General features: G+C 70.4%; 23 protein-coding genes. 13 read left to right on the forward strand and 10 right to left on the reverse strand.

Annotation, left to right across the window (positions count from 1 at the left end):
- Window positions 1–6: 6 nt before the first annotated feature.
- The 5 genes from pdxH to NBY65_RS07775 are packed head-to-tail and all read left to right on the forward strand — an operon-like array spanning window position 7 to window position 4,266.
- Window positions 7–591, forward strand: coding sequence for a pyridoxamine 5'-phosphate oxidase (pdxH, locus tag NBY65_RS07755; RefSeq protein ID WP_150041895.1), 585 nt, complete (start codon window positions 7–9; stop codon window positions 589–591).
- A 60-nt stretch (window positions 592–651) separates the two neighbouring features.
- On the forward strand, window positions 652–2,160 hold the full coding sequence (locus NBY65_RS07760) for a bifunctional aminoglycoside phosphotransferase/ATP-binding protein (protein ID WP_150041894.1): 1,509 nt from the start codon (window positions 652–654) through the stop codon (window positions 2,158–2,160).
- Complete coding sequence (locus NBY65_RS07765) at window positions 2,160–3,026, forward strand: universal stress protein (RefSeq protein ID WP_150041975.1); 867 nt, start codon at window positions 2,160–2,162, stop codon at window positions 3,024–3,026. Before NBY65_RS07760 ends, NBY65_RS07765 begins: the two co-directional genes overlap by 1 nt.
- 1 nt (window position 3,027) lies before the next feature.
- The gene (locus NBY65_RS07770) at window positions 3,028–3,519 is read left to right on the forward strand and encodes a MarR family winged helix-turn-helix transcriptional regulator (protein ID WP_150041893.1); all 492 of its coding nucleotides are present in this window, start codon (window positions 3,028–3,030) and stop codon (window positions 3,517–3,519) included.
- A gap of 45 nt (window positions 3,520–3,564) precedes the next feature.
- Complete coding sequence (locus NBY65_RS07775) at window positions 3,565–4,266, forward strand: pirin family protein (RefSeq protein WP_150041892.1); 702 nt, start codon at window positions 3,565–3,567, stop codon at window positions 4,264–4,266.
- A gap of 158 nt (window positions 4,267–4,424) precedes the next feature.
- Here the strand turns inward: NBY65_RS07775 and dxs are convergent, their stop codons facing one another.
- From dxs to NBY65_RS07805, 6 genes are all read right to left on the reverse strand, one after another.
- On the reverse strand, window positions 4,425–6,383 hold the full coding sequence (gene dxs / locus NBY65_RS07780; RefSeq protein ID WP_250265644.1) for a 1-deoxy-D-xylulose-5-phosphate synthase: 1,959 nt from the start codon (window positions 6,381–6,383) through the stop codon (window positions 4,425–4,427).
- A 19-nt stretch (window positions 6,384–6,402) separates the two neighbouring features.
- On the reverse strand, window positions 6,403–7,293 hold the full coding sequence (locus tag NBY65_RS07785; RefSeq protein ID WP_250265645.1) for a polyprenyl synthetase family protein: 891 nt from the start codon (window positions 7,291–7,293) through the stop codon (window positions 6,403–6,405).
- On the reverse strand, window positions 7,293–7,547 hold the full coding sequence (locus NBY65_RS07790) for an exodeoxyribonuclease VII small subunit (RefSeq protein ID WP_150040592.1): 255 nt from the start codon (window positions 7,545–7,547) through the stop codon (window positions 7,293–7,295). Before NBY65_RS07790 ends, NBY65_RS07785 begins: the two co-directional genes overlap by 1 nt.
- Window positions 7,548–7,657: 110 nt before the next feature.
- A complete protein-coding gene (locus tag NBY65_RS07795) occupies window positions 7,658–8,590 on the reverse strand; it encodes a histone deacetylase family protein (RefSeq protein WP_150040463.1) in 933 nt (310 codons plus the stop codon).
- 13 nt (window positions 8,591–8,603) lie between these two features.
- Entirely contained in the window at window positions 8,604–8,837 is a 234-nt protein-coding gene (locus NBY65_RS07800) for a sulfurtransferase TusA family protein (protein ID WP_150040464.1), read from the reverse strand.
- Between the two features lie 95 nt (window positions 8,838–8,932).
- Entirely contained in the window at window positions 8,933–9,148 is a 216-nt protein-coding gene (locus tag NBY65_RS07805; RefSeq protein ID WP_150040593.1) for a helix-turn-helix domain-containing protein, read from the reverse strand.
- Between the two features lie 76 nt (window positions 9,149–9,224).
- Here NBY65_RS07805 and NBY65_RS07810 point away from each other — a divergent pair, with 76 nt between their 5' ends.
- Both NBY65_RS07810 and NBY65_RS07815 read left to right on the forward strand, forming a co-directional pair.
- Entirely contained in the window at window positions 9,225–10,277 is a 1,053-nt protein-coding gene (locus NBY65_RS07810) for a quinone-dependent dihydroorotate dehydrogenase (protein WP_203330461.1), read from the forward strand.
- Between the two features lie 5 nt (window positions 10,278–10,282).
- Window positions 10,283–11,134, forward strand: a complete 852-nt coding sequence (locus NBY65_RS07815) for a TIGR01459 family HAD-type hydrolase (protein WP_150040466.1) — start codon at window positions 10,283–10,285, stop codon at window positions 11,132–11,134.
- Between the two features lie 39 nt (window positions 11,135–11,173).
- Here NBY65_RS07815 and NBY65_RS07820 read toward each other — a convergent pair whose 3' ends face one another.
- Together NBY65_RS07820 and NBY65_RS07825 are read right to left on the reverse strand one after the other, a co-directional pair.
- Window positions 11,174–11,476 carry a hypothetical protein gene (locus NBY65_RS07820; RefSeq protein ID WP_150040467.1) on the reverse strand — a complete coding sequence of 101 codons (303 nt, stop codon included), beginning with the start codon at window positions 11,474–11,476 and terminating at the stop codon, window positions 11,174–11,176.
- Window positions 11,477–11,633: 157 nt separating this feature from the next.
- A complete protein-coding gene (locus NBY65_RS07825; RefSeq protein ID WP_150040468.1) occupies window positions 11,634–12,221 on the reverse strand; it encodes a YqgE/AlgH family protein in 588 nt (195 codons plus the stop codon).
- Between the two features lie 167 nt (window positions 12,222–12,388).
- Between NBY65_RS07825 and NBY65_RS07830 the strand changes: the two genes are divergently transcribed.
- Window positions 12,389–12,874 carry a peroxiredoxin gene (locus NBY65_RS07830; protein ID WP_150040469.1) on the forward strand — a complete coding sequence of 162 codons (486 nt, stop codon included), beginning with the start codon at window positions 12,389–12,391 and terminating at the stop codon, window positions 12,872–12,874.
- Between the two features lie 103 nt (window positions 12,875–12,977).
- The gene (locus tag NBY65_RS07835) at window positions 12,978–13,538 is read left to right on the forward strand and encodes a DNA-3-methyladenine glycosylase I (protein WP_150040470.1); all 561 of its coding nucleotides are present in this window, start codon (window positions 12,978–12,980) and stop codon (window positions 13,536–13,538) included.
- 27 nt (window positions 13,539–13,565) lie between these two features.
- On the opposite strand, the gene NBY65_RS07840 is transcribed toward NBY65_RS07835, so the two are convergent.
- Window positions 13,566–14,489, reverse strand: a complete 924-nt coding sequence (locus NBY65_RS07840; protein ID WP_150040471.1) for an ROK family protein — start codon at window positions 14,487–14,489, stop codon at window positions 13,566–13,568.
- 183 nt (window positions 14,490–14,672) lie between these two features.
- Here NBY65_RS07840 and NBY65_RS07845 point away from each other — a divergent pair, with 183 nt between their 5' ends.
- On the forward strand, window positions 14,673–15,326 hold the full coding sequence (locus NBY65_RS07845) for a S24 family peptidase (RefSeq protein WP_150040472.1): 654 nt from the start codon (window positions 14,673–14,675) through the stop codon (window positions 15,324–15,326).
- Window positions 15,327–15,370: 44 nt separating this feature from the next.
- Complete coding sequence (locus NBY65_RS07850) at window positions 15,371–16,105, forward strand: DUF1194 domain-containing protein (RefSeq protein ID WP_150040473.1); 735 nt, start codon at window positions 15,371–15,373, stop codon at window positions 16,103–16,105.
- Window positions 16,106–16,135: 30 nt separating this feature from the next.
- Here NBY65_RS07850 and NBY65_RS07855 read toward each other — a convergent pair whose 3' ends face one another.
- Complete coding sequence (locus tag NBY65_RS07855; RefSeq protein WP_338110408.1) at window positions 16,136–16,525, reverse strand: MarR family transcriptional regulator; 390 nt, start codon at window positions 16,523–16,525, stop codon at window positions 16,136–16,138.
- Window positions 16,526–16,685: 160 nt separating this feature from the next.
- On the opposite strand from NBY65_RS07855, the gene NBY65_RS07860 reads away from it, so the two are divergent.
- Complete coding sequence (locus tag NBY65_RS07860) at window positions 16,686–17,966, forward strand: class I SAM-dependent methyltransferase (RefSeq protein WP_150040474.1); 1,281 nt, start codon at window positions 16,686–16,688, stop codon at window positions 17,964–17,966.
- A gap of 2 nt (window positions 17,967–17,968) precedes the next feature.
- Window positions 17,969–18,733, forward strand: coding sequence for an NUDIX domain-containing protein (locus NBY65_RS07865; RefSeq protein WP_150040475.1), 765 nt, complete (start codon window positions 17,969–17,971; stop codon window positions 18,731–18,733).
- Window positions 18,734–19,008 lie beyond the last annotated feature (275 nt).

Raw genomic sequence — 19,008 nt, forward strand, 5'->3', positions numbered from 1 at the left:
CCCCGCATGTCCGCTCCCGCTGATCCGTTCCGGCAGTTTCAGACCTGGTTCGCCGAGGCAGAAGCCGCCGAACCGAAGGATCCCAATGCCATGGTCCTGGCCACCACCACCCCCGAGGGCCGGCCCTCGGCGCGGATGGTGCTGCTGAAGGGCTGGGACGAGCGCGGCTTCGTCTTCTACACGAATAAGGAAAGCCGCAAAGGCGGCGAGCTCACCGCCAATCCGCATGTGGCGCTGCTGTTCCACTGGAAAAGCCTGGCGCGGCAGATCCGCATCGAAGGCCCGGTGGAGTCCGTGAGCGATGCCGAGGCCGATGCCTACTATGCCTCGCGGCCGCGGCTGTCGCGCATCGGCGCCTGGGCCTCGCTGCAGTCGCGCCCGCTGCCGGGACGGGGGGAGTTGCTGAAGCGGGTAGCGAAATACGAAGCCACTTATTTCGGCGACGAGATCCCGCGCCCGCCCTACTGGTCCGGCTTCCGCGTGGTGCCGGAGGCGTTCGAGTTCTGGCAGGACATGCCGTTCCGCCTGCACGACCGGGCGGTGTACCGGCGCACGGAGTCGGGCTGGGACATCACGAAACTCTATCCCTGAACCGGACAGGCCGGGCCGCACTGCGGTATCATTCCCCCCCGCTTCCGGGAGCTGTGCGCCATGGCCATTCCCGCCGGGCAGGCCGAAACCGCCGCGCTGCTGCGCGGCCTCGCCGGCGCCGACCCGATCGAGACCCATATCTCCGCCGTGTTCCTGGGCACGGACACGGTCTGGAAACTGCGCAAGGCGGTGCGGCTGCCGTTCCTCGACTTCTCCTCGCCGGCCGAGCGGCGGCGGACCGCCGAGCGCGAACTGGCGCTCAACCGCGACGCGGCGCCGGGCCTCTATCGCGACGTGGTGCCGGTGGTGCGCCGCGCCGACGGGCGGCTTGCCCTCGACGCGCCGGGCGAGGCGGTGGACTGGGTGGTGCGCATGGCGCGCGTGCCGGCAGGCGACTTCCTGGAAAACCGCCTGCCGGACGGGCTGACCCCGGCGCTGCTGGACGGGCTGGGCGATGCCGTCGCCGCCTGGCACGCGCGCCTGCCCCCCCTCACCCGCGACCACCCGGCGGCGATGCGGCGCATCGCGCTCGGCAATGCCGACTCGGCCCGGGCGGCGGGGCTGCCGGAAGCGCGCGTGCAGGCCTGGCAGGACACCATGCTGGCGGCGCTGGCCGCGCGCGCGGACTGGCTGGACGCCCGCGCCGCGGCGGGGTTCGTCCGCCGCGCCCATGGCGACCTGCACCTGGGCAATATCTGCCTCTGGCAAGGGCGGCCGGTGCCGTTCGACGCGCTGGAATTCGACGAGGACCTGGCCACCATCGACCTCGGCTATGACCTCGCCTTCCTGCTGATGGACCTGGACGTGCGGGTGGGGCGGGCGGCGGCGAACCGGGTGCTGAACCGCTACGTCGCCCGCAACGGCGACTGGGACCTGGTGCGCGGCCTGCCGGTGTTCCTGTCGCTGCGGGCAATGGTCCGCGCCCATGTCGAGGCGACGCGCGGGCGCGGCGACTGGCAGGGCTATCTGGACGCCGCCGAGGCCTATCTGCGCCCCGCCCCGCCGGTCGCCCTGGCGGTGGGCGGGTTGCAGGGAACCGGCAAGTCCACACTGGCCCGCGCCCTGGCCCCGGGGCTGGGGGCCGCCCCGGGCGCGCTGGTGCTGCGCAGCGACGAAATCCGCAAGCGCCTGCAAGGCGTGCCGCCGGAACAACGGCTTGGGCCGGACGCCTATGCCGCGCCGGTCACCGCGGCGGTGACCGCGGAGCTCGCCCGCGCCGTCGCCGGAACCCTGCGGGCCGGCCATGCCGCCATCGCCGATGCCACGTTCCTGAACCCCACCCATCGCGACGCCGTTGCGCAAGCGGCAGGCGGGGTTCATTTTCTGGGCGTGTGGCTGCAGGCGCCGCTCGCCGTGCTGGAAGCTCGCCTGGAGGCGCGCCGGGGGGATGCGTCCGACGCCGACATCACCGTGCTGCGCCGGGCCGCCTTGGCCGATCCCGGACCGGGCGACTGGCTGGCGGTGGACGCCACCGAGGCTGCGACCGCGCTCGCGACCGTGCGGCAGCGCCTTGGAGGAAAGACTCACGAGATGAAAACCGGCCGCGATCCGTTTGGGGAGACCGCATGATGGCCATCCGCAAGCTGCTCCTGCCGCTTTCCGGCACTGTCGCCGGCGAGGCGGCCCTGTCGACCGCGCTGATGATCGCGCGTAGCTGGAACGCCCACGTCACCGCCCTGCATGTTCGCATCGACAGCCGCGACGTCGCCCCCCTGGCCGGCGAGGGCCTGTCGGGCGCGATGATCGAGGAGATGATGTCGGCCACCGAGAAGGAAAGCGCCGACCGCGCCCGCGCCGTGCGCACGATGTTCGACCGTTTCGTCGCCGCGCACGGGGTGCCGGTGATGGAGGCGCGCGCCGGTGCCAGCACCGCCACCGCGAGCTTCGCCGCCGTGACCGGCCGCGAGGAAGAGCTGGTGGCGCAGCAGGCGCGGCTGGCCGACCTGACCGTGGTGCCGCATCCCGAGGCGGGCGAGGATGTCTCCTCCTCCGATGCGCTGCATGCCGTGCTGTTCGATTCCGGACGGCCGGTGCTGATCGCCCCGCAGATTCCGCCCGAGCAGATCGGGCGCCGCATCGCCATCGCCTGGAACGGCACCGCCGAATCGGCCACCGCGGTCTGGGCGGCGATCCCCTGGATGAAGCGGGCCGAGGCGGTGTGGGTGCTCTCGGCCGACGAATACCAGCGCCGCGGTCCCTGCGCCCCGGAGCTGCTCGACTACCTGGCGCTGCACGAGATCCGCGCCGAGCCGGCGACCTTCCGGCCGGTGGACCGCGAGGTCGGAGCCGGGCTGCTGAAGGCGGCGCGGGAGTTCGGCGCCGACCTGCTGTGCATGGGGGCGTATTCGCATTCGCGGCTGCGCCAACTGATCCTGGGCGGTGTCACCCGTCACGTGCTGGAGCATGCCGACCTCCCCGTGCTGATGAACAGGTGACGTGTTCGGCGTCGATGACCCCGCGGTCGCGCAGGCGGTCCGCACCTATGTGAAGCTGATGCGCGCCAGCCGCGCCGTGGTGGCCCGCATCGAGCCCCTGCTGGCCGCCTGCGGGCTGACCCCGACCCAGCTCGGGGTGCTGGAGGCCTTGCTGCACAAGGGGCCGATGACCCATCGGGAGCTCGGCCGCCGCGTGCTGACCAGCGCCGGCAACATGACCGACGTGGTGGACAAGCTGGAACGCCGGGGCCTGGTGCGCCGCGTGCGTGACTGCACCGATCGCCGGGCGGTCCGGGTGGAGCTGACCGAGGCCGGCGGCGCGCTGATCCGTGAGCTGTTCCCACGCCACGCCGCCGACATCGCCCAGGCCATGGGCGCGCTGACCCAGCCCGAACTGGAGCAACTGGGCGACATGCTGCGCCGGCTGGGCATGGGAGCCCTGCAGCAGACCGAAGCAGCCCCGTCCCTTGAAGAGGAGGTGGCGCGGTCATAGTTCAGCGCCTGACCGTTCGATATCGAACGATGCAGGAGACGCGCCATGATCGAGGTCCACCCCTTCGCCACGCTCGGCCGGTTCCGCAACACCTGGCTGAACGCACGGCACCATTTCAGCTTCGGCGAGTACTACGACCCGGCCCGCATGGGGGTCGGCGGCCTGCGCGTGTGGAACGACGACGAGATCGCCCCCGGCACGGGCTTCGACCCGCACCCGCACCGGGAGATGGAAATCGTCACCTATGTGCGGGAAGGCGCGATCACCCATCGCGACAGCCTGGGCAATGAGGGTCGCACCGAGGCCGGCGACGTACAGGTGATGCATGCCGGCACCGGCATCGTTCATGCCGAGTACAACCTGGAACCCGGACCGACCCGGCTGTTCCAGATCTGGATCCTGCCCGGCACGCAGGGCGTGGCGCCGGGCTGGGGCACGCGACGCTTTCCTACCAGGGTCGAGGGCACGCTGACACCACTGGCCGACGGACGGGCCGGCGCCAATGGCGAGGCGCTGCCGCTGCATGCAGACGCCGCCGTGCTGGCCGGGCGGCTGCGCGCCGGACAGAGCGTGACCCAGGCACTCGGCGCCGGACGGGTCGGCTATCTGGTGGCGGCCACCGGGGCGGTGACGGTGAACGGGACGCCGGCTGGCACGCGTGACGGGGTGACCGTGACCGAAGAGGACACGATCACGATCACCGCGACCGAGGACGCCGAAGTGGTGATGGTGGACGTGGCGGCATAGCCGTACGGGGCGCTGCCCCGTGCCCGGCCAGAGGCTTCGCCTCTGGACTCCAGCAGGGGCCGAAAGGCCCCTGCACCCCATTGGATCCAAGGGCCTTCGGCCCTTGGCGGAGGTCCAGGAGGCGGAGCCTCCTGGCGGGGCCGGGGCAGCGCCCCGGATCAGGCGGTCAGGGCGGCGTCCTGTCCAAGTGTCTGCAGCACGGTGGTAACGATGTCCTTTGCGGTCAGCCCGGCGGTCGCAAGCTGGCGGGGCTGGGTGTCCTGGTCGATGAAGCGGTCGGGCAGCACCATGGGCCGGAGGCGCAGGCCGCGGTCGAGCAATCCCTTCCAGGCCAGATGCTGCATCACCGCCGCCGCGAACCCACCGACGCTGCCTTCCTCGATGGTGATCAGAACCTCGTGGTGGCGCGCCAGTTGCTCGATCAGCGCCGTATCGAGCGGCTTGGCGAAGCGGGCATCCGCCACCGTCGCCGGCAGGCCGCGCGTGGCCAGCTCCTCCGCCGCCGCCAGCGCATCCGCCAGCCGCGTGCCCAGCGACAGGATCGCCACCCGGCCGCCCTCGCGCAGCACCCGCCCGCGCCCGATCGGCAGCACCTCGCCATGCTGCGGGATGGTCAGCCCCACCCCGTCGCCACGCGGGTAGCGCAGCGCGCTCGGCTGGTCGTCGATCGCCGCCGCGGTCGCCACCGCGTGCGTCAGCTCCACCTCGTCCGCCGGCGCCATCAGCACGATCCCCGGCAGGCACCCCAGATAGGCCAGGTCGAAGCTGCCGGCGTGCGTCGAGCCATCCGCCCCCACCAGACCCGCCCGGTCCAGCGCGAAGCGCACCGGCAGGTGCTGCAGCACCACGTCGTGCATCACCTGGTCATAGGCGCGTTGCAGGAAGGTCGAGTAGATCGCGCAGAACGGCTTGATCCCCTCCGCCGCCAGCCCGGCGGCGAAAGTCACCGCATGCTGCTCGGCAATGCCCACGTCGAAGCAGCGGTCGGGGAAGCGCTTGCCGAACAGGTCGAGCCCGGTTCCCGTCGGCATCGCCGCCGTCACCGCCACGATCGCCGGGTCGCGCTCCGCCTCGTCGATCAGCGCATTGGCGAACACCTTGGTGTAGCTCGGCGGACCCGGCGGCGGCTTCACCTGCTCGCCGGTGATCACGTTGAACCGGCTGACCGCGTGCAGCTTGTCGGCGCTGCGCTCCGCCGGCGCGTAGCCCTTGCCCTTCTTGGTGATCGCGTGCACCAGGATCGGACCCAGATCATCCGCCTCGCGCACGTTGCGCAGCACCGGCAGCAGGTGATCCAGGTTGTGCCCGTCGATCGGGCCCACATAGTAAAAGCCCAGCTCCTCGAACAGCGTGCCACCCGTCAGGATGCCACGGGCAAATTCCTCCGCCCGCCGCGCCGTCCGCTCCAGCCCGCGCGGGAAGCGCCGCGCCATCTTCGCCGCCACGTCGCGCAGGTTGAGGAAGCTCTGCGACGACAACAGCCGCGACAGATAGGCGCTCATCGCCCCCACCGGGGGCGCGATCGACATGTCGTTGTCGTTGAGGATCACCACCAGCTTGCTGCGCAGCGCCCCGGCGTTGTTCATCGCCTCATACGCCATGCCGGCGCTCATCGAGCCGTCGCCGATCACCGCGATCACCTGGCGGTCGTCGGCGATGCCGCGCGCGCGCTTCAGATCGCGCGCCACCGCCATGCCTAAGCCCGCCGAGATCGAGGTCGAGCTGTGCCCCGCCCCGAACGGGTCGTATTCGCTCTCCGCCCGCTTGGTGAAGCCCGACAGCCCCCCGCCCTGGCGCAGCGTGCGGATGCGCTCGCGCCGCCCGGTCAGGATCTTGTGCGGGTAGCACTGGTGCCCGACATCCCAGATCAGCCGGTCGCGCGGCGTGTCGAACACCGCGTGGATCGCCAGCGTCAGCTCGATCACCCCGAGCGAGGCACCGAGGTGCCCGCCCGTCACCGACACCGCCGACACCGTCTCCGCCCGCAGCTCCGTCGCCAGTTGCCGCAACTGCTCGACCGAGAAATTGCGCAGGTCCGCCGGCACCCGCACCCGGTCAAGCAACGGCGTCTTCGGGCGCGGACTCGTGGCCGGCCCGTCTCCTGTCGGTGCGTTCATCGTCCGATCCTTCGCCGCCTCAGTTGCGCCGGGTGACCACGTACGCCGCCAGTTCGCGCAGCAGCCCCGCCTTCGCGCCGAAACTCTCCAGGTGCCGCGCCGCCTGCGCCGCCAGCATCTCCGCCTGCGCCCGCGCCCGCGCCACCCCCAGCACCGACACCATCGTCGCCTTGCCCGCCGCCAGGTCCTTGCCCGCCGTCTTGCCCAGCTCCGCCGCCGTCCCCTCCTGGTCCAGCACGTCGTCGGCAATCTGGAACGCCGCCCCCAGGTCGCGCCCATACGCCGCCAGCGCATGACGCTGCGCCGGCCCCGCACGTCCCAGGATCGCCCCCGCCTCCGCACCGAACTGGATCAGCCGGCCGGTCTTCAGCGCCTGCAGCCGCGTGATCTCCTCGGCCGTGAGCACCTGCCCCTCCGCCACCATGTCGATCATCTGGCCGCCCACCATTCCGCGCGCCCCCGCCGCCAGCGCCAGCGCCGCTACCAGCTCGCACCGCGCCTCCGGGTTGGAATGCGTGTCCGCCTCCGCCAGCACCTCGAAGGCCCGCGTCTGCAGCGCGTCCCCCGCCAGGATCGCCGTCGCCTCGTCAAACGCCTTGTGGCAGGACGGCTTGCCCCGCCTCAGGTCGTCGTCGTCCATCGCCGGCAGGTCGTCATGCACCAGCGAATAGGCGTGCACCATCTCCAGCGCCGCACCCACCCGCGCCGCACACCGACGGTCCACGTTGAACAGCCGCGCCCCTTCCATCACCAGGAAGGCCCGCATCCGCTTGCCACCCCCCAGGCAGCCATACCGCATCGCCTCGATCACGCGACGCTCGGCCCCTTCCGTCAGCGGCAGCAGGTCTTCCAGCGCCGCTTCAACCTCCGCCGCAACCCGGCTCAGCGCGGCGGTCAACGACTCGCTCATCACTCCACCGGCCGCAGCGAAAGGGATCCATCGGTGCCGGCGACGATCGCCTGCACCCGCGCCTCGGCCTCGGCCAGCTTGGCCTCGCAATGCGCCTTCAGCCGGGCGCCGCGCTCATAGGCGGCGATGGCCTCTTCCAGCTTCTGCTGGCCGCCTTCCAGGCCGCGCACAATCTTCTCGAGCTCGGCGAGGGCGTCTTCGAAGGAAAGGGTGGCGAGAGCGGGTTCGGCCGCGGCCGCCGCTGGAGGTGGCATCTGGCGGGGGCCGGACATCCGCAGTCTCCTCGATCGGACACAACTGTCACAGAAGTGCCCGTTCGTAGCCCTTCAGACCGGCGGCGCCAACCCCGCGGCGGACCAGATAGTCATCCGTGCAACAATGCCCGGACATGCGCGGCCGTCGCAGCCGCCAGCGCATCGAGGTCGTAGCCCCCCTCAAGCAGCGAGACCAGGCGGCCCCGGCAGTGCCGGCCGGCGATCTGCAGCAGGCGTTCGGTGATCCAGCGGAAATCCGCCGTCTCCAGCCGCAGTTGCGCCAGCGGATCGAGCTTGTGGGCATCGAACCCGGCCGAGATGATCAGCAGGTCGGGGCCGAACGCCTCCAGCGCCGGCAGCAGCATGTCGTCCCACACCTGGCGGAAATCACTGCCGGTCGAGCCCGGTGGCAGCGGCGCATTGATGATGTTGTTGGCCACCCCGCGCTCGGAGGCGGCGCCAGTGCCGGGGAAGCAGGGCAACTGGTGGCTGGAGGCGTAGAACAGCGTCGGGTCGGAAGCGAAGATGTCCTGGGTGCCGTTGCCGTGATGGACGTCGAAATCCACCACCGCCACCCGCTTCAGGCCCCAGCGGGCCTGGGCATGCCGCGCGGCGATGGCGGCGTTGGAGAACAGGCAGAAGCCCATCGGCTTCGAGCGCTCGGCATGGTGGCCGGGCGGACGGGTGGCGACGAAGGCCTGGCGGGCCCAGCCCTCCATCACCGCGTCCACCCCCATGATCGCGCCGCCCGCCGAGCGCAGCGCCGCCTCGGCGCTGCCGCTGCTCATGACGGTGTCGTTGTCGATCGGCACCGAGAGGCCGGGCTCGGGGCGGATGTTCAGGATGGCCTGGATATAGTCGGCGGGATGCACGCGCTGCAGCTGTTCCTCGGTCGCCACCGGGGCGTGCTCGCGGATCAGCGGCAGGAATTCCTCGGTCTCCAGCGCCCGCAGCACGGCGCGCAGGCGGTCGGCGCATTCGGGATGCCAGGGCCCGGTATCGTGTTCGAGGCAGGCAGGATGGGTGATCAGCGCGACCGCCACGGACGTCTCCCTTTTATGGTTCGGCCCGCTTGCGGATCAGGAAGCTGAACACCCCCTCCTCCTCGCTGCAGGCCAGCAAGGCATGACCGGTTTCCCGACAAAAGGCCTGGAAATCGGACACCGCCGCACGGTCGGTGGCCAGCACGCGCAATCGCTCGCCCGGAGCCAGTGCGCGCAACGCCCGGTTGGCCCGCAGAACCGGCAACGGGCAGGTCATGCCTTTGACGTCGAGAACCGTCTCACTCATGCCCTATCCTGCGGCGAGGGAAGCTGACAGGGCAAGAGTGGGAACCGGGGAATCCCGGCCCGTCACACGCAGGCGTGCATCCCCCGGGGGCGTGGTCAGGCCCGCTTCAGTACCTCGCTGGCATGGCGTGCCGTGCCCGACGGCGTCAGTTCGTAGCGCCCGTCCCCGCGCCGGCGCACCAGGCCCATGCCGGCAAGCCGTTCCAGGCAGGGGCCGTCCTTCAGCCCGGCAGGCCGCCCGACCGCGCCGCACAGCGACACCCGGTGCAGCGCCGAGCGGCAACAGGTTTCGAGATAGGGCTCGTTCCACATGCCCGGCATGTCGGGTCGGACATGCGGGGAGGCAAGCTTTCCTTCGGCCCGGCTTTCCGACAGGTTGCCCGGCATGATGCCCCAACTTGCCTCGGCGCTGCTGCCGCTGCTGTACACCCTCGACCCCGAACAGGCGCATGGCCTGGCCTTGCGGGCCCTGCGGCTCGGCCTGGCGGGCCGGGACACCGAACCCTCCGACCCGCGGCTGGCGGTCTCGGTGCTGGGGCAGCGCTTCGCCAACCCGATCGGCCTCGCCGCCGGGTTCGACAAGGACGCGTTGGCGGTCGCCCCCCTGACCCGGCTTGGCTTCGGCTTCGTCGAGACCGGCACGGTCACGCCACGGCCGCAGCCGGGCAATCCGCGGCCGCGGCTGTTCCGGCTGACCGAGGACCGGGCGGTGATCAACCGGTTCGGCTTCAACAACGGCGGGATCGAGGCCTATGTGCGCCACCTCGCCGCCGGACGGGCCGCGTCCGGCGGGGTGCCGGTCGGCGCCAACGTGGGCATCAACAAGGAAGGCGCGGACCCCGAGCGCGACTACCCGGCCCTGGTCGCCGCGGTGGCGCCGCACGCGGACTACGTAGTGATCAATATCTCCTCCCCCAACACGCCGGGGCTGCGCGACCTGCAGGGCGAGGCACGGCTGCGGAGCATCCTGGAGGCGGTGCGCGCGGGGGCCGGGCCGCACCCGCCCTTGCTGGTGAAGGTGGCGCCGGACCTGTCGGAAGACGGGCTCGCGAGCGTGGTGGAAAGCTGCGTGGCCGGCGGCGTGACGGGGCTGATCGTGTCGAACACCACGATTTCCCGCCCGGCCGGGCTGCGCTCGCCGCAGGCGCGGGAAGCCGGTGGGCTGTCGGGGGCGCCGCTGTTCGCGCTCTCGACCGAGATGCTGCGCCGGGCGGCGCGGCTCGCGGCCGGGCGGCTGGTGCTGATCGGCGTGGGCGGGATCGGCAGCGGGCGCGACGTGCTGGCGAAGATCCGCGCCGGAGCCTCGCTGGTGCAGGTCTATTCGGCGCTGGTGTTCGAGGGGCCGGCCCTGGTCGGGCGCCTGCGCCGGGAATTGCTGGCGGCGCTGGAGGAACAGGGATTTGCCTCGGTCGCCGAGGCGGTCGGCGCGGACCTGAGGTGACGGCCATGGAACACCTGACCGGCTTCGCGCCCCTGGCCAGCCGCTACGACGGATTCATCATCGATCTCTGGGGCGTGCTGCATGACGGGGTGAGCCCCTATCCCGGGGCGGTGGACGTGCTGGCGCGGCTGCAGGCCATGGGCAAGCGCTCGGTGCTGCTGTCGAACGCGCCGCGGCGGTCCTTCATGGCGCAGCGGGGCATGCGGGCGATGGGCATCGCCGATGCGCTGTACACCGACATCCTGACCAGCGGCGAGGCGACGCACTGGATGCTGCGCGACCGCACCGATCCGTTCTTCGCCGGCCTCGGCGACCGGGTGTACCACCTGGGGCCGGAACGCGATCGCAACGTCTTCGAAGGGCTGCCGATCACGCCGGTGAACCGGCCGGACCAGGCGACCTTCCTGCTCAACACCGGCCCGGACGATGACCGCAGCCCCACCGATCCCGGCCCCTACATGCCGGAATTGCGGGCCTGCCTCGCGGCCGGATTGCCGATGGTCTGCGCCAATCCCGACCTGGAGGTGATCCGCGGCGGGGTGCGGCTGATCTGCGCGGGGACGCTGGCGCAATGCTACGAGGCGCTGGGCGGGGTGACGCGCTGGATCGGCAAGCCCGACCCGGCGATCTACACGCCGGTGGTCGAAATGCTCGGGGTGCCGAAGCACCGCGTGCTGGCGGTGGGTGACGCGTTGCGCACCGACATCGCCGGTGCCACCGGGGTCGGCATCGATGCCTGCTGGGTGCTGGGGGGAATCCACGGCGCCGAGCTGGGCGGGAATCCCGGGGCGGTGGAAGCGGCCGCCCGGCAGGCCGGGCTGGCGCCGGTCGCCGCTGTGCCGTCCTTCATCTGGTAGGCGGCCGGGCGCCCAAGGCGCCCGACCCCTGATCGAATGTCAGCGGGAGTTGCCGGTGCCGCTGCCGGTGCCACTACCGCCGCCGCCACCGGGCACGCCGCTGCTGCCGCCGGTTGAGATGTCACCGCCGGGGGTCTGGCTCGGGACGGTGCCGCTGTCCTGCATCCTGGTTCCCTTGTTCCCCGACAGCGTGTTGTTGCCGGTTCCCGTGGCACCGCTATGCGTGTTGCCGCCCGAGTAGCCGGATCCGGATGACGTGCCCCCGGTCTGGCCCCCGGTCTGGGCGGCCGCGATGCCCACGGTCATGACCAGGGCGGCACCGGCGAGAAGCAGTGTCTTCATGCGTGTTCCTCCTGTGGCAAACGGCCACGCCGGAGCGCATCGCGCCACCGTCGGGGCCGTCCGGAGTACAAACGGCGCCAGCGGCGGCCGGTTCACGCCGATCTCTCGCGCAGGAAGAAAAAATCAGAAAACCGTGTGCACGGTGGAATGGAAACGCTCAGGCATGACCGGCCGTGGCCGAGAGCAGCAGCGGGTCGATGTGCAGCGCGGCCAGGGCACGGCGCCACTTGGTGTCGTTATCGGCATCGAACACCAGCGCCGGATCGGCGGGGGCCGACAGCCAGGCATTGTGCTGGATCTCGGTGTCGAGCTGGCCGGGGCCCCAGCCGGCATAGCCCAGCGCGAGCACGCCCTGGCGGGGACCACCGCCCCCGGCGATCGCCTTGAGGATGTCGAGGCTAGCGGTCAGCGCGAAGCGGTCATCGACGCGCAGGCTGCCCTCGCCGGTCCAGTCGGCGGTGTGCAGGACGAAGCCGCGGGCATTGTCGACCGGGCCGCCGCTGCACAGGCGGATGGAGCGGGCCGGCGGCACCGGATCGACATTGAGCTGGCGCAGCAGATCCTCGAAGCTCGGGGTCTCGAGCGGGCGGTTGACGACGATGCCCATCGCCCCCTTGTCGGAATGGTCGCAGAGATAGATCACGCTATGGGCGAAGCGCGGGTCGCCCAGCGTCGGCATGGCAATGAGAATCTGACCGGCGAGGGATGTCTCGGAGACGTCCGGTTCGGTGGGAGTGTGTGCCATGCCCCCTATCTTGGCGGGACAACGCCGTGACGCAAGCGCCACGGCGGAGATCTCGCGGCAAGGCCGCAGGGAGCGCACAGTGACTCCCGTGGCACGGGCGGCTAGGAATGCCGCCTTACGCGCCGCGGAACGGCCGCAGGCGCCCGAAAGGGGAAGCAGGCAGGGGCATGAATACGATCAAGGTCGGCGATAATATTCCATCCATGAAACTGATGGCCGCCACGGCCGACGGCCCCAAGGAAATTTCCACCGACGAGATCTTCAAAGGCAAGAAAGTCGTCCTGTTCGCCGTGCCGGGCGCGTTCACGCCAACCTGCAGCGTCAAGCACCTCCCGGGCTTCATCGAGCAGGCCGAGGCCCTGAAGGCAAAGGGCGTCGACACCATCGTCTGCATGGCGGTGAACGACGCCTTCGTCATGGGGGCCTGGGCGAAGGACCAGGGCGTGGGCGACCGGATCCTGATGCTGGCCGACGGGTCGGGCCAGTTCACCCGGGCGCTCGGGCTGGAACTGGATCTGGTGGCGCGCGGCCTGGGCGTGCGCAGCCAGCGTTTCGCCCTGGTCGCCGAGGACGGCAAGGTGACGCAACTGGCGATCGAGGCTCCTGGCGGCTTCGACGTCAGCCGGGCCGAAGCGATCCTGGCGGCTCTCTGACCATTTCGGCGCGTCCGCCGGTGTTCCGGTCACGCCAGCTCCGCCCGCGGCCTGACGGTACGTCGCCGCGTGGCCACGGCACACAGCGCAGGACCGGACCACGATGAGCGGCTACTGCCGGATCGCTCCCGGGCATCCGCTGCACGGCCCCTACCATGACCACGAATACGGCTTCCCGTCATCGGATGAAACCGTGCTGTTCGAACGGCTTTGCCTGGAGATCATGCAAGCGGGGCTGTCATGGGAACTGGTGCTCAGGCGGCGCGAGAGCCTGCGGCGGGCGTTCCTGGGCTGGGAGGTGGATCGGGTGGCGGCGCTGGGACCGGCAGACGCTGCCCGGCTGCTGGCCGATCCCGGCATCATCCGCAACCGCCTGAAAGTGGCGGCGGTGATCGAGAATGCGCGGCGGGTGCAGGCATTCCGGGAAAGCCACGGCGGATTCGCCGCATGGCTCCAGGCGCACCATCCCCGCGAAAAACCCGACTGGGTCAGGTTGTTCCGCAAGACCTTCCTGTTCACCGGCGGGGAAATCGTGGGCGAGTTCCTGATGAGCCTGGGGTACCTGCCGGGGGCGCATGCCGAGGACTGCCCGGTGGCCGCACGGGCCATCGCGGCCGGCGCGCCCTGGGCACGCGCCACCGGGCAAGCCCCGGAACGTACCTAAATAAAGTACGGCAATCGCGGGAACGGTTCAGGGCGGCGGGGCAGGCCATAGCCAGGCCGCCCCGCGCACGCCCGAGGAATCGCCGTGCAGGTTCTGCACCACCGGGGTGTGAACCACATCGGAGAACACGTAGTTCGGCAGCAGGCGCGGGATGTCGACATAGAGATGCGCCATGTTCGACAGACCGCCGCCGAGCACGATGACATCGGGATCGAGAAGGTCGATCACCATCGCCAGCCCGCGCGCCATGCGATCGGCGTGACGGGCAAGCGCGGCCTGGGCGCGCGCCTCGCCGGCGGCGGCGCGGCCCGGGATGGAACTGGCATCCCGCGCCTGCGGACCGTCGCAGTCCATGGCGAGTCCGGTGCCGGAGATATAGGTTTCCAGGCAGTTGCGGCGGCCGCACCAGCAGGTCGTGCCAGGCAATTCCCCGGCGTCGGGCCAGGGCAGCGACATATGGCCCCACTCGCCGGCGATCCGGTGGCGGCCTTCCAGCAGGCGGCCGTCATGCACGATGCCACCGCCGCAGCCGGTGCCGACGATGACGCCGAACACGCAGGACCGGCCGGCCCCCGCGCCGTCCGCGGCCTCGGAGAGGGCGAAGCAATTGGCGTCGTTGGCCACCCTCACCTCGCGCCCGAGCAGGGCGGCCAGGTCGCGGTCGAGCGGGCGGCCGTTCAGCACCACGGAATTGGCGTTCTTCACCACGCCACTGGCGGGGCTGATCGCCCCGGGAATGCCGAGGCCGATACTGCCGCGCCCGCCCAGCTCCGCCTCGATGCCGCCGATGAGATCGGCCATGGCCGTGAGCCGGGCCTCGTAGCCGGCCGGCGTCGGGATGCGGCGGCGCATCCGCAGGCTGCCGTCAGGCAGCAGGGCGGCGGCCTCGATCTTGGTGCCGCCGAGATCAAGGCCGATCCGGTACTGGTACGGGCTGGCGAAGACGGTCATGACGCCAATCTGCCGCGCGGGTGGCGGCGGTCAAGCAGCGGCGGCCAGGCAGGAAGATGGCCGCAGGCATGTTGTGCACATCTTCCTAGTTCCCTTCGGCGGCAATTCCTATAACACCATGTTCACGATTGCCGTCACATTCGGATCGCAAGCACCGTCGCGGCGCGGTCAGGACTGCATACCATGAAGCACGAAGACATCTGGCGAGCGCTGGACACGCTCGCGGCCGAGCACGGGCTGTCGGCTTCCGGCCTGGCGCGGCGGGCGGGACTGGATGCGACCACGTTCAACCCTTCGAAACGCCGCATGCCCGATGGGCGGGCGCGCTGGCCGAGTACCGAGAGCCTGGCCAAGGTGCTGGAAGCGACCGGCGCCTCGCTGGAGGGATTCACCGCCCTGGTGACCGGGGCGCGGGCGCTGCCGGCGGGCGGCCGGGCCACGCCGGTCACGGCGCGCCGCATCCCGTTGCTCGGGCTGACCCAGGCCAGCGGCGAGGGGTTCTTCGATGACGGCGGCTATCCGGTCGGGGGCGGCTGGGATGAGATGGCACTGCCCGAGATCGCCGATCCGCATGCCTATGCCCTGGAGATCGCCGGTACCTCGACTGAACCGGTGTTCCGCGACGGCGACGTCGTCATTGTCTCCCCCGTCGCCCCGATCCGGCGCGGCGACCGCGTGGTGGTGCGGACCCAGGACGGCGAGGTGATGGTCCGCCAGCTCACCCGGCGTTCGGCCCGGCGGGTGGACCTGAGAAGCCTGAACCCGGCCTATCCCGACCGCAGTCTCGAACTGCCGCAGGTGACCTGGCTTCACCGCATCGTGTGGGCGAGTCAGTAGCCGGCACTATCCCCTTGCAGGTGGGAATCCGCGAGCATGGCCCGATGCGGTGGCTGCTCATGGTTTCCCTGCTGGTCGCCTCCCTCCTGCCCTCCCCGCGCGCGCGGGCGGCCGAGCCGGTGGACCTTCTGCTCACGTTGGTGACGGATGTCTCGCGCAGCGTCGACGATGCCGAATTCGCCCTGGAAAAGGAGGGATATCGGATCGCCTTCACCAGCGGCGAAGTCATCGAGGCCATCCGCAGCGGGCCGCTCGGCGCGATCGCCGTCACCTATATCGAGTTCGCCAGCGGCTACGAGGTTCGCACCGTGGTGGACTGGACGGTGATCCGCGACGAGCCGAGCGCGCAGGCCTTCGCCCAGAAGCTGCGGGATGCCCCGCGCAGCTTCTGGGGCCGCACCGCGATCGGCGCGGGGATGGAGCATGCGCTGAAGGCGCTGGAGACGGCCCCGTTCGAGGCGCAGCGCCGGGTGATCGATGTCTGTGGTGACGGCACCAACAACAATGGCCCCGACGTCGAGCTGGTCCGCGATCGCGCGGTGGAAAGCGGCGTGGTGGTGAACGGGCTGGCCATCGTCAACGAGAACCCGGTGTCCTGGACCTTCGCCCATGTGCAGCCCCCCGGAGGACTGCCGAACTGGTACCGCGAGCACGTCATCGGTGGTCCCGGCAGCTTCGTCATCGAGATACAGGATTTCCGCAGCTTCGGCGCGGCGATGACGCGCAAGCTGATCAGCGAGATCGCCATGACGGACGGCGCCTCCCCGCTGTTCCGATAGAGCAACATCAACCGCGGCAGCGGCCGTGATTCAGCCGATCGCCCCCGACCTGGCGCCGGCCGGCCGGACCCCGGCAAGGTCCGCGTCGGCGCCGACCAGCAATCCGCGCAGGTCCGAGAGCAGCTTCAGCCCGCCTTCGGTCGCACGCACGATGACGCTGCGGCGATCGCGCGGGTCCGGAAAGCGTTGCACGAGACCCAGCATCCCCAGCCGGTCGAGGCAGCGGGTGATGGCGGGCTTGGAGACCTTCAGGTCCATCGCGAGACCGCGGATGGTATGGGGCCCATCCTGCAGCGTGCAGATCATGAAGACCGCGAACTGCCGCGCCGACAGATCGGGGCCATCCCGCCGCACCATATCGATGACGACATGATGAAACACCCCGGAGAGGTGCTCGGCCGACATTCGGATATCTGGCATCGCGATTTCCTTCCGAGCTCAAATCGCAATGTTTCTATTTTGCAATTTTTCCCGTATTTCCGCCACCCGGGAAATGCCGGATCCGCAGCGGGTGCCTGACGGAAACAGTGGCGCTCGCTTTTTCATCGCCGATTGCGGAGACTGCGGCGGCGAGGATTCCATGCAAACCCATGACATGACCACCACCGGGCCGGATGGCACGCCCGCCGGCTTCCTGCAGCAGATGCAGCGCCACAAGGCGGAGCTGGAAGCGGCGTTGCTGGCCGATCCGCAGAACACGACGTTGCGCGGGGCTTATTTCGACCATCTCGGCCAGATGGCGGCACAGTTCACCGGCCTGTCGCACGCCTTGCTGCCGGAACTGGGACAGCCGCTGCATTTCCGCGGTGCCAGCGCCGATATCGGCAGCCTGACCCGGGTGTTCCGCGACGGTTGCCTGGATGTGGAGATGCGGGCGACGCCACGGCGCATCCTGGTGCTGGGCGGGTATGTGGGTTATGCGGCCGTATGGCTGGCATGGCGGCATCCGCGGGCAATGATCGCCTGCGTCGAGCCGCTGGCAACGAATGCCAGGCTGCTGGCGCTCAATGCCGGACCATGGCCCCGAATCCGCATGATCCAGGCCGCGGCCTGGCACAGCCCGACCCGCCTGGGCGTCGGTGCGCGGGTGATCGGGGACTGGCTGGTGCAGTTGCATGACCAGATGAACGAGGCGGAACGAACCATTCCTGCCCTGACCGTCACCGATCTGCTGCGCCACCTGGGCTGGCCACAGCTCGACCTGCTGGTCTGCGACACCGGCGGCGCGGCGGAAACGGCGGTATTCGCCGATCCCACCGCCCGCTGGCTGGACCAGTTGGACGCGGCCATGCTGCCGGGCAAGCTGCCCGCCGGGCTGGAACCGGCACTGGCCGGATGTTTCGATGCCAACCAGTTCGAGCGCCGGTCGCAGGACGAGATCACCACCTTCCTGCGCCGCGTGCCGCTGCGGGCCTATCCGCCCGCGCCACCGCCGCTGCCACTGATCAGCCCCGAGCCACAGCCGGCGGCCGTGGCGACACGGAACCTGGAAGCCGTGCCCTGGGCGTTCTTCACCTTCGACGGGCGATCGATGCAGTTGCATCCGAACATGCCGGGACAACCATCCGCCTGTGCCGTCTTCGCCCGCGACCTCGCGGGGCAGACACGGTTCACGACCACCCTGCATCATGCCGGCGGACCGGCCGCGGCGGTGGTGTTCTCGCTGGCGATCGAGGATGCGGCGGGTGCGGAATTGCTGCGCGCCGAGCAGGTGGTGGCCTCACGCGAGCGCATGCCGTGGTCGGTGCGGCTGCCGGCGCTCTCGGGCCCGCACCGGGTGGTGCTGCGCACGGACATGGCGCCGGGGGCCGCCAACAACTACAATGCCTGGGCCCGCTGGCTGGAGCCCGAACTGAGCTGATCATGCCGGCACCGCACCCTGCATGCCCGGCCGGCTGGCACGTCCACGATATCGTGCCACACCTGCAGATGCGCGTGGTGCGTGACATGCCCGGACTGTCGCCGGCGCTGGAAGCCGAAATCGACCGGCTCTGGGCGGCGGCGCAGCGACGCATGGATGGACGGCTGTTCAATGGCCGGGTGTTCAGCGCCGACGCCATCGCCCCGGACCACCTCACCGGCCACTGGACCGAGTTCCGCCGCATCGTGGCGCAGATGGACCAACCCGGGCTGTTCGAGGCACTCAGGCTGCGGCCGCTGGCGGTCAACGGCATCCTGCTGGGACCCGACGGGGTGGTGCTGGGGCAGCGGCCGGCCGATGCCGTGTACCAGCCCGGCCAGTGGCAGGCGCCGCCGGCGGGCAGCGTCGATATCCGGTCGGCCCGGCCGGATGGCAGCGTGGACGTGCTCGCCGCGCTTTTCGCCGAACTGCGCGAGGAAGTGGGATTGCCGGCCGATGCCGTGCACGATCCCCGCCTGCTCGGCATCGTCGAGCATGCGGGCAGCCATGTCCTCGACCTCGGCATCGCGCTGCGCACGCGGCTGCGGGCAGCCGAGATCCGGGCCGCGCACGCCGCTGCAGGTGACGGCGAATACCGCAGCCTGGCGGTGATCCCGCCCGCGGACCTGCCCGGCTTCCTCGCCCAGGCCGGCTCCGCGCTCGCGGTGCAGACGCCACTGTTCCTGGCCCGCATGGGATTGCTGCGTCGCGGCACCGGAACAGGCTGAAGCGGCACGTCCGCCCCACCGGCCGGCGGACCCGTCGTCACGCCCCCGGATCGACCCCGGGCACGCAGCCGCGCAGAAATGCCCAACGGCACTTTGTCAAGGAATCTAATCTCATGAAGAAGATTGCTGTCCGCAGTCCGTCCCATCACATTCGGAACGTATCGGAAGCATTTGTAATTCAATCAGAATAGTCCAGTCCTTCTGCGAATCATCCGATGCGATGGAGTTACGAAGCACCATCCGATTGAGCATCCTGGGCTCGAGCCATACTTCAG

This window comes from Rhodovastum atsumiense (genome assembly GCF_937425535.1).
GTDB classification, from domain to species: domain Bacteria; phylum Pseudomonadota; class Alphaproteobacteria; order Acetobacterales; family Acetobacteraceae; genus Rhodovastum; species Rhodovastum atsumiense.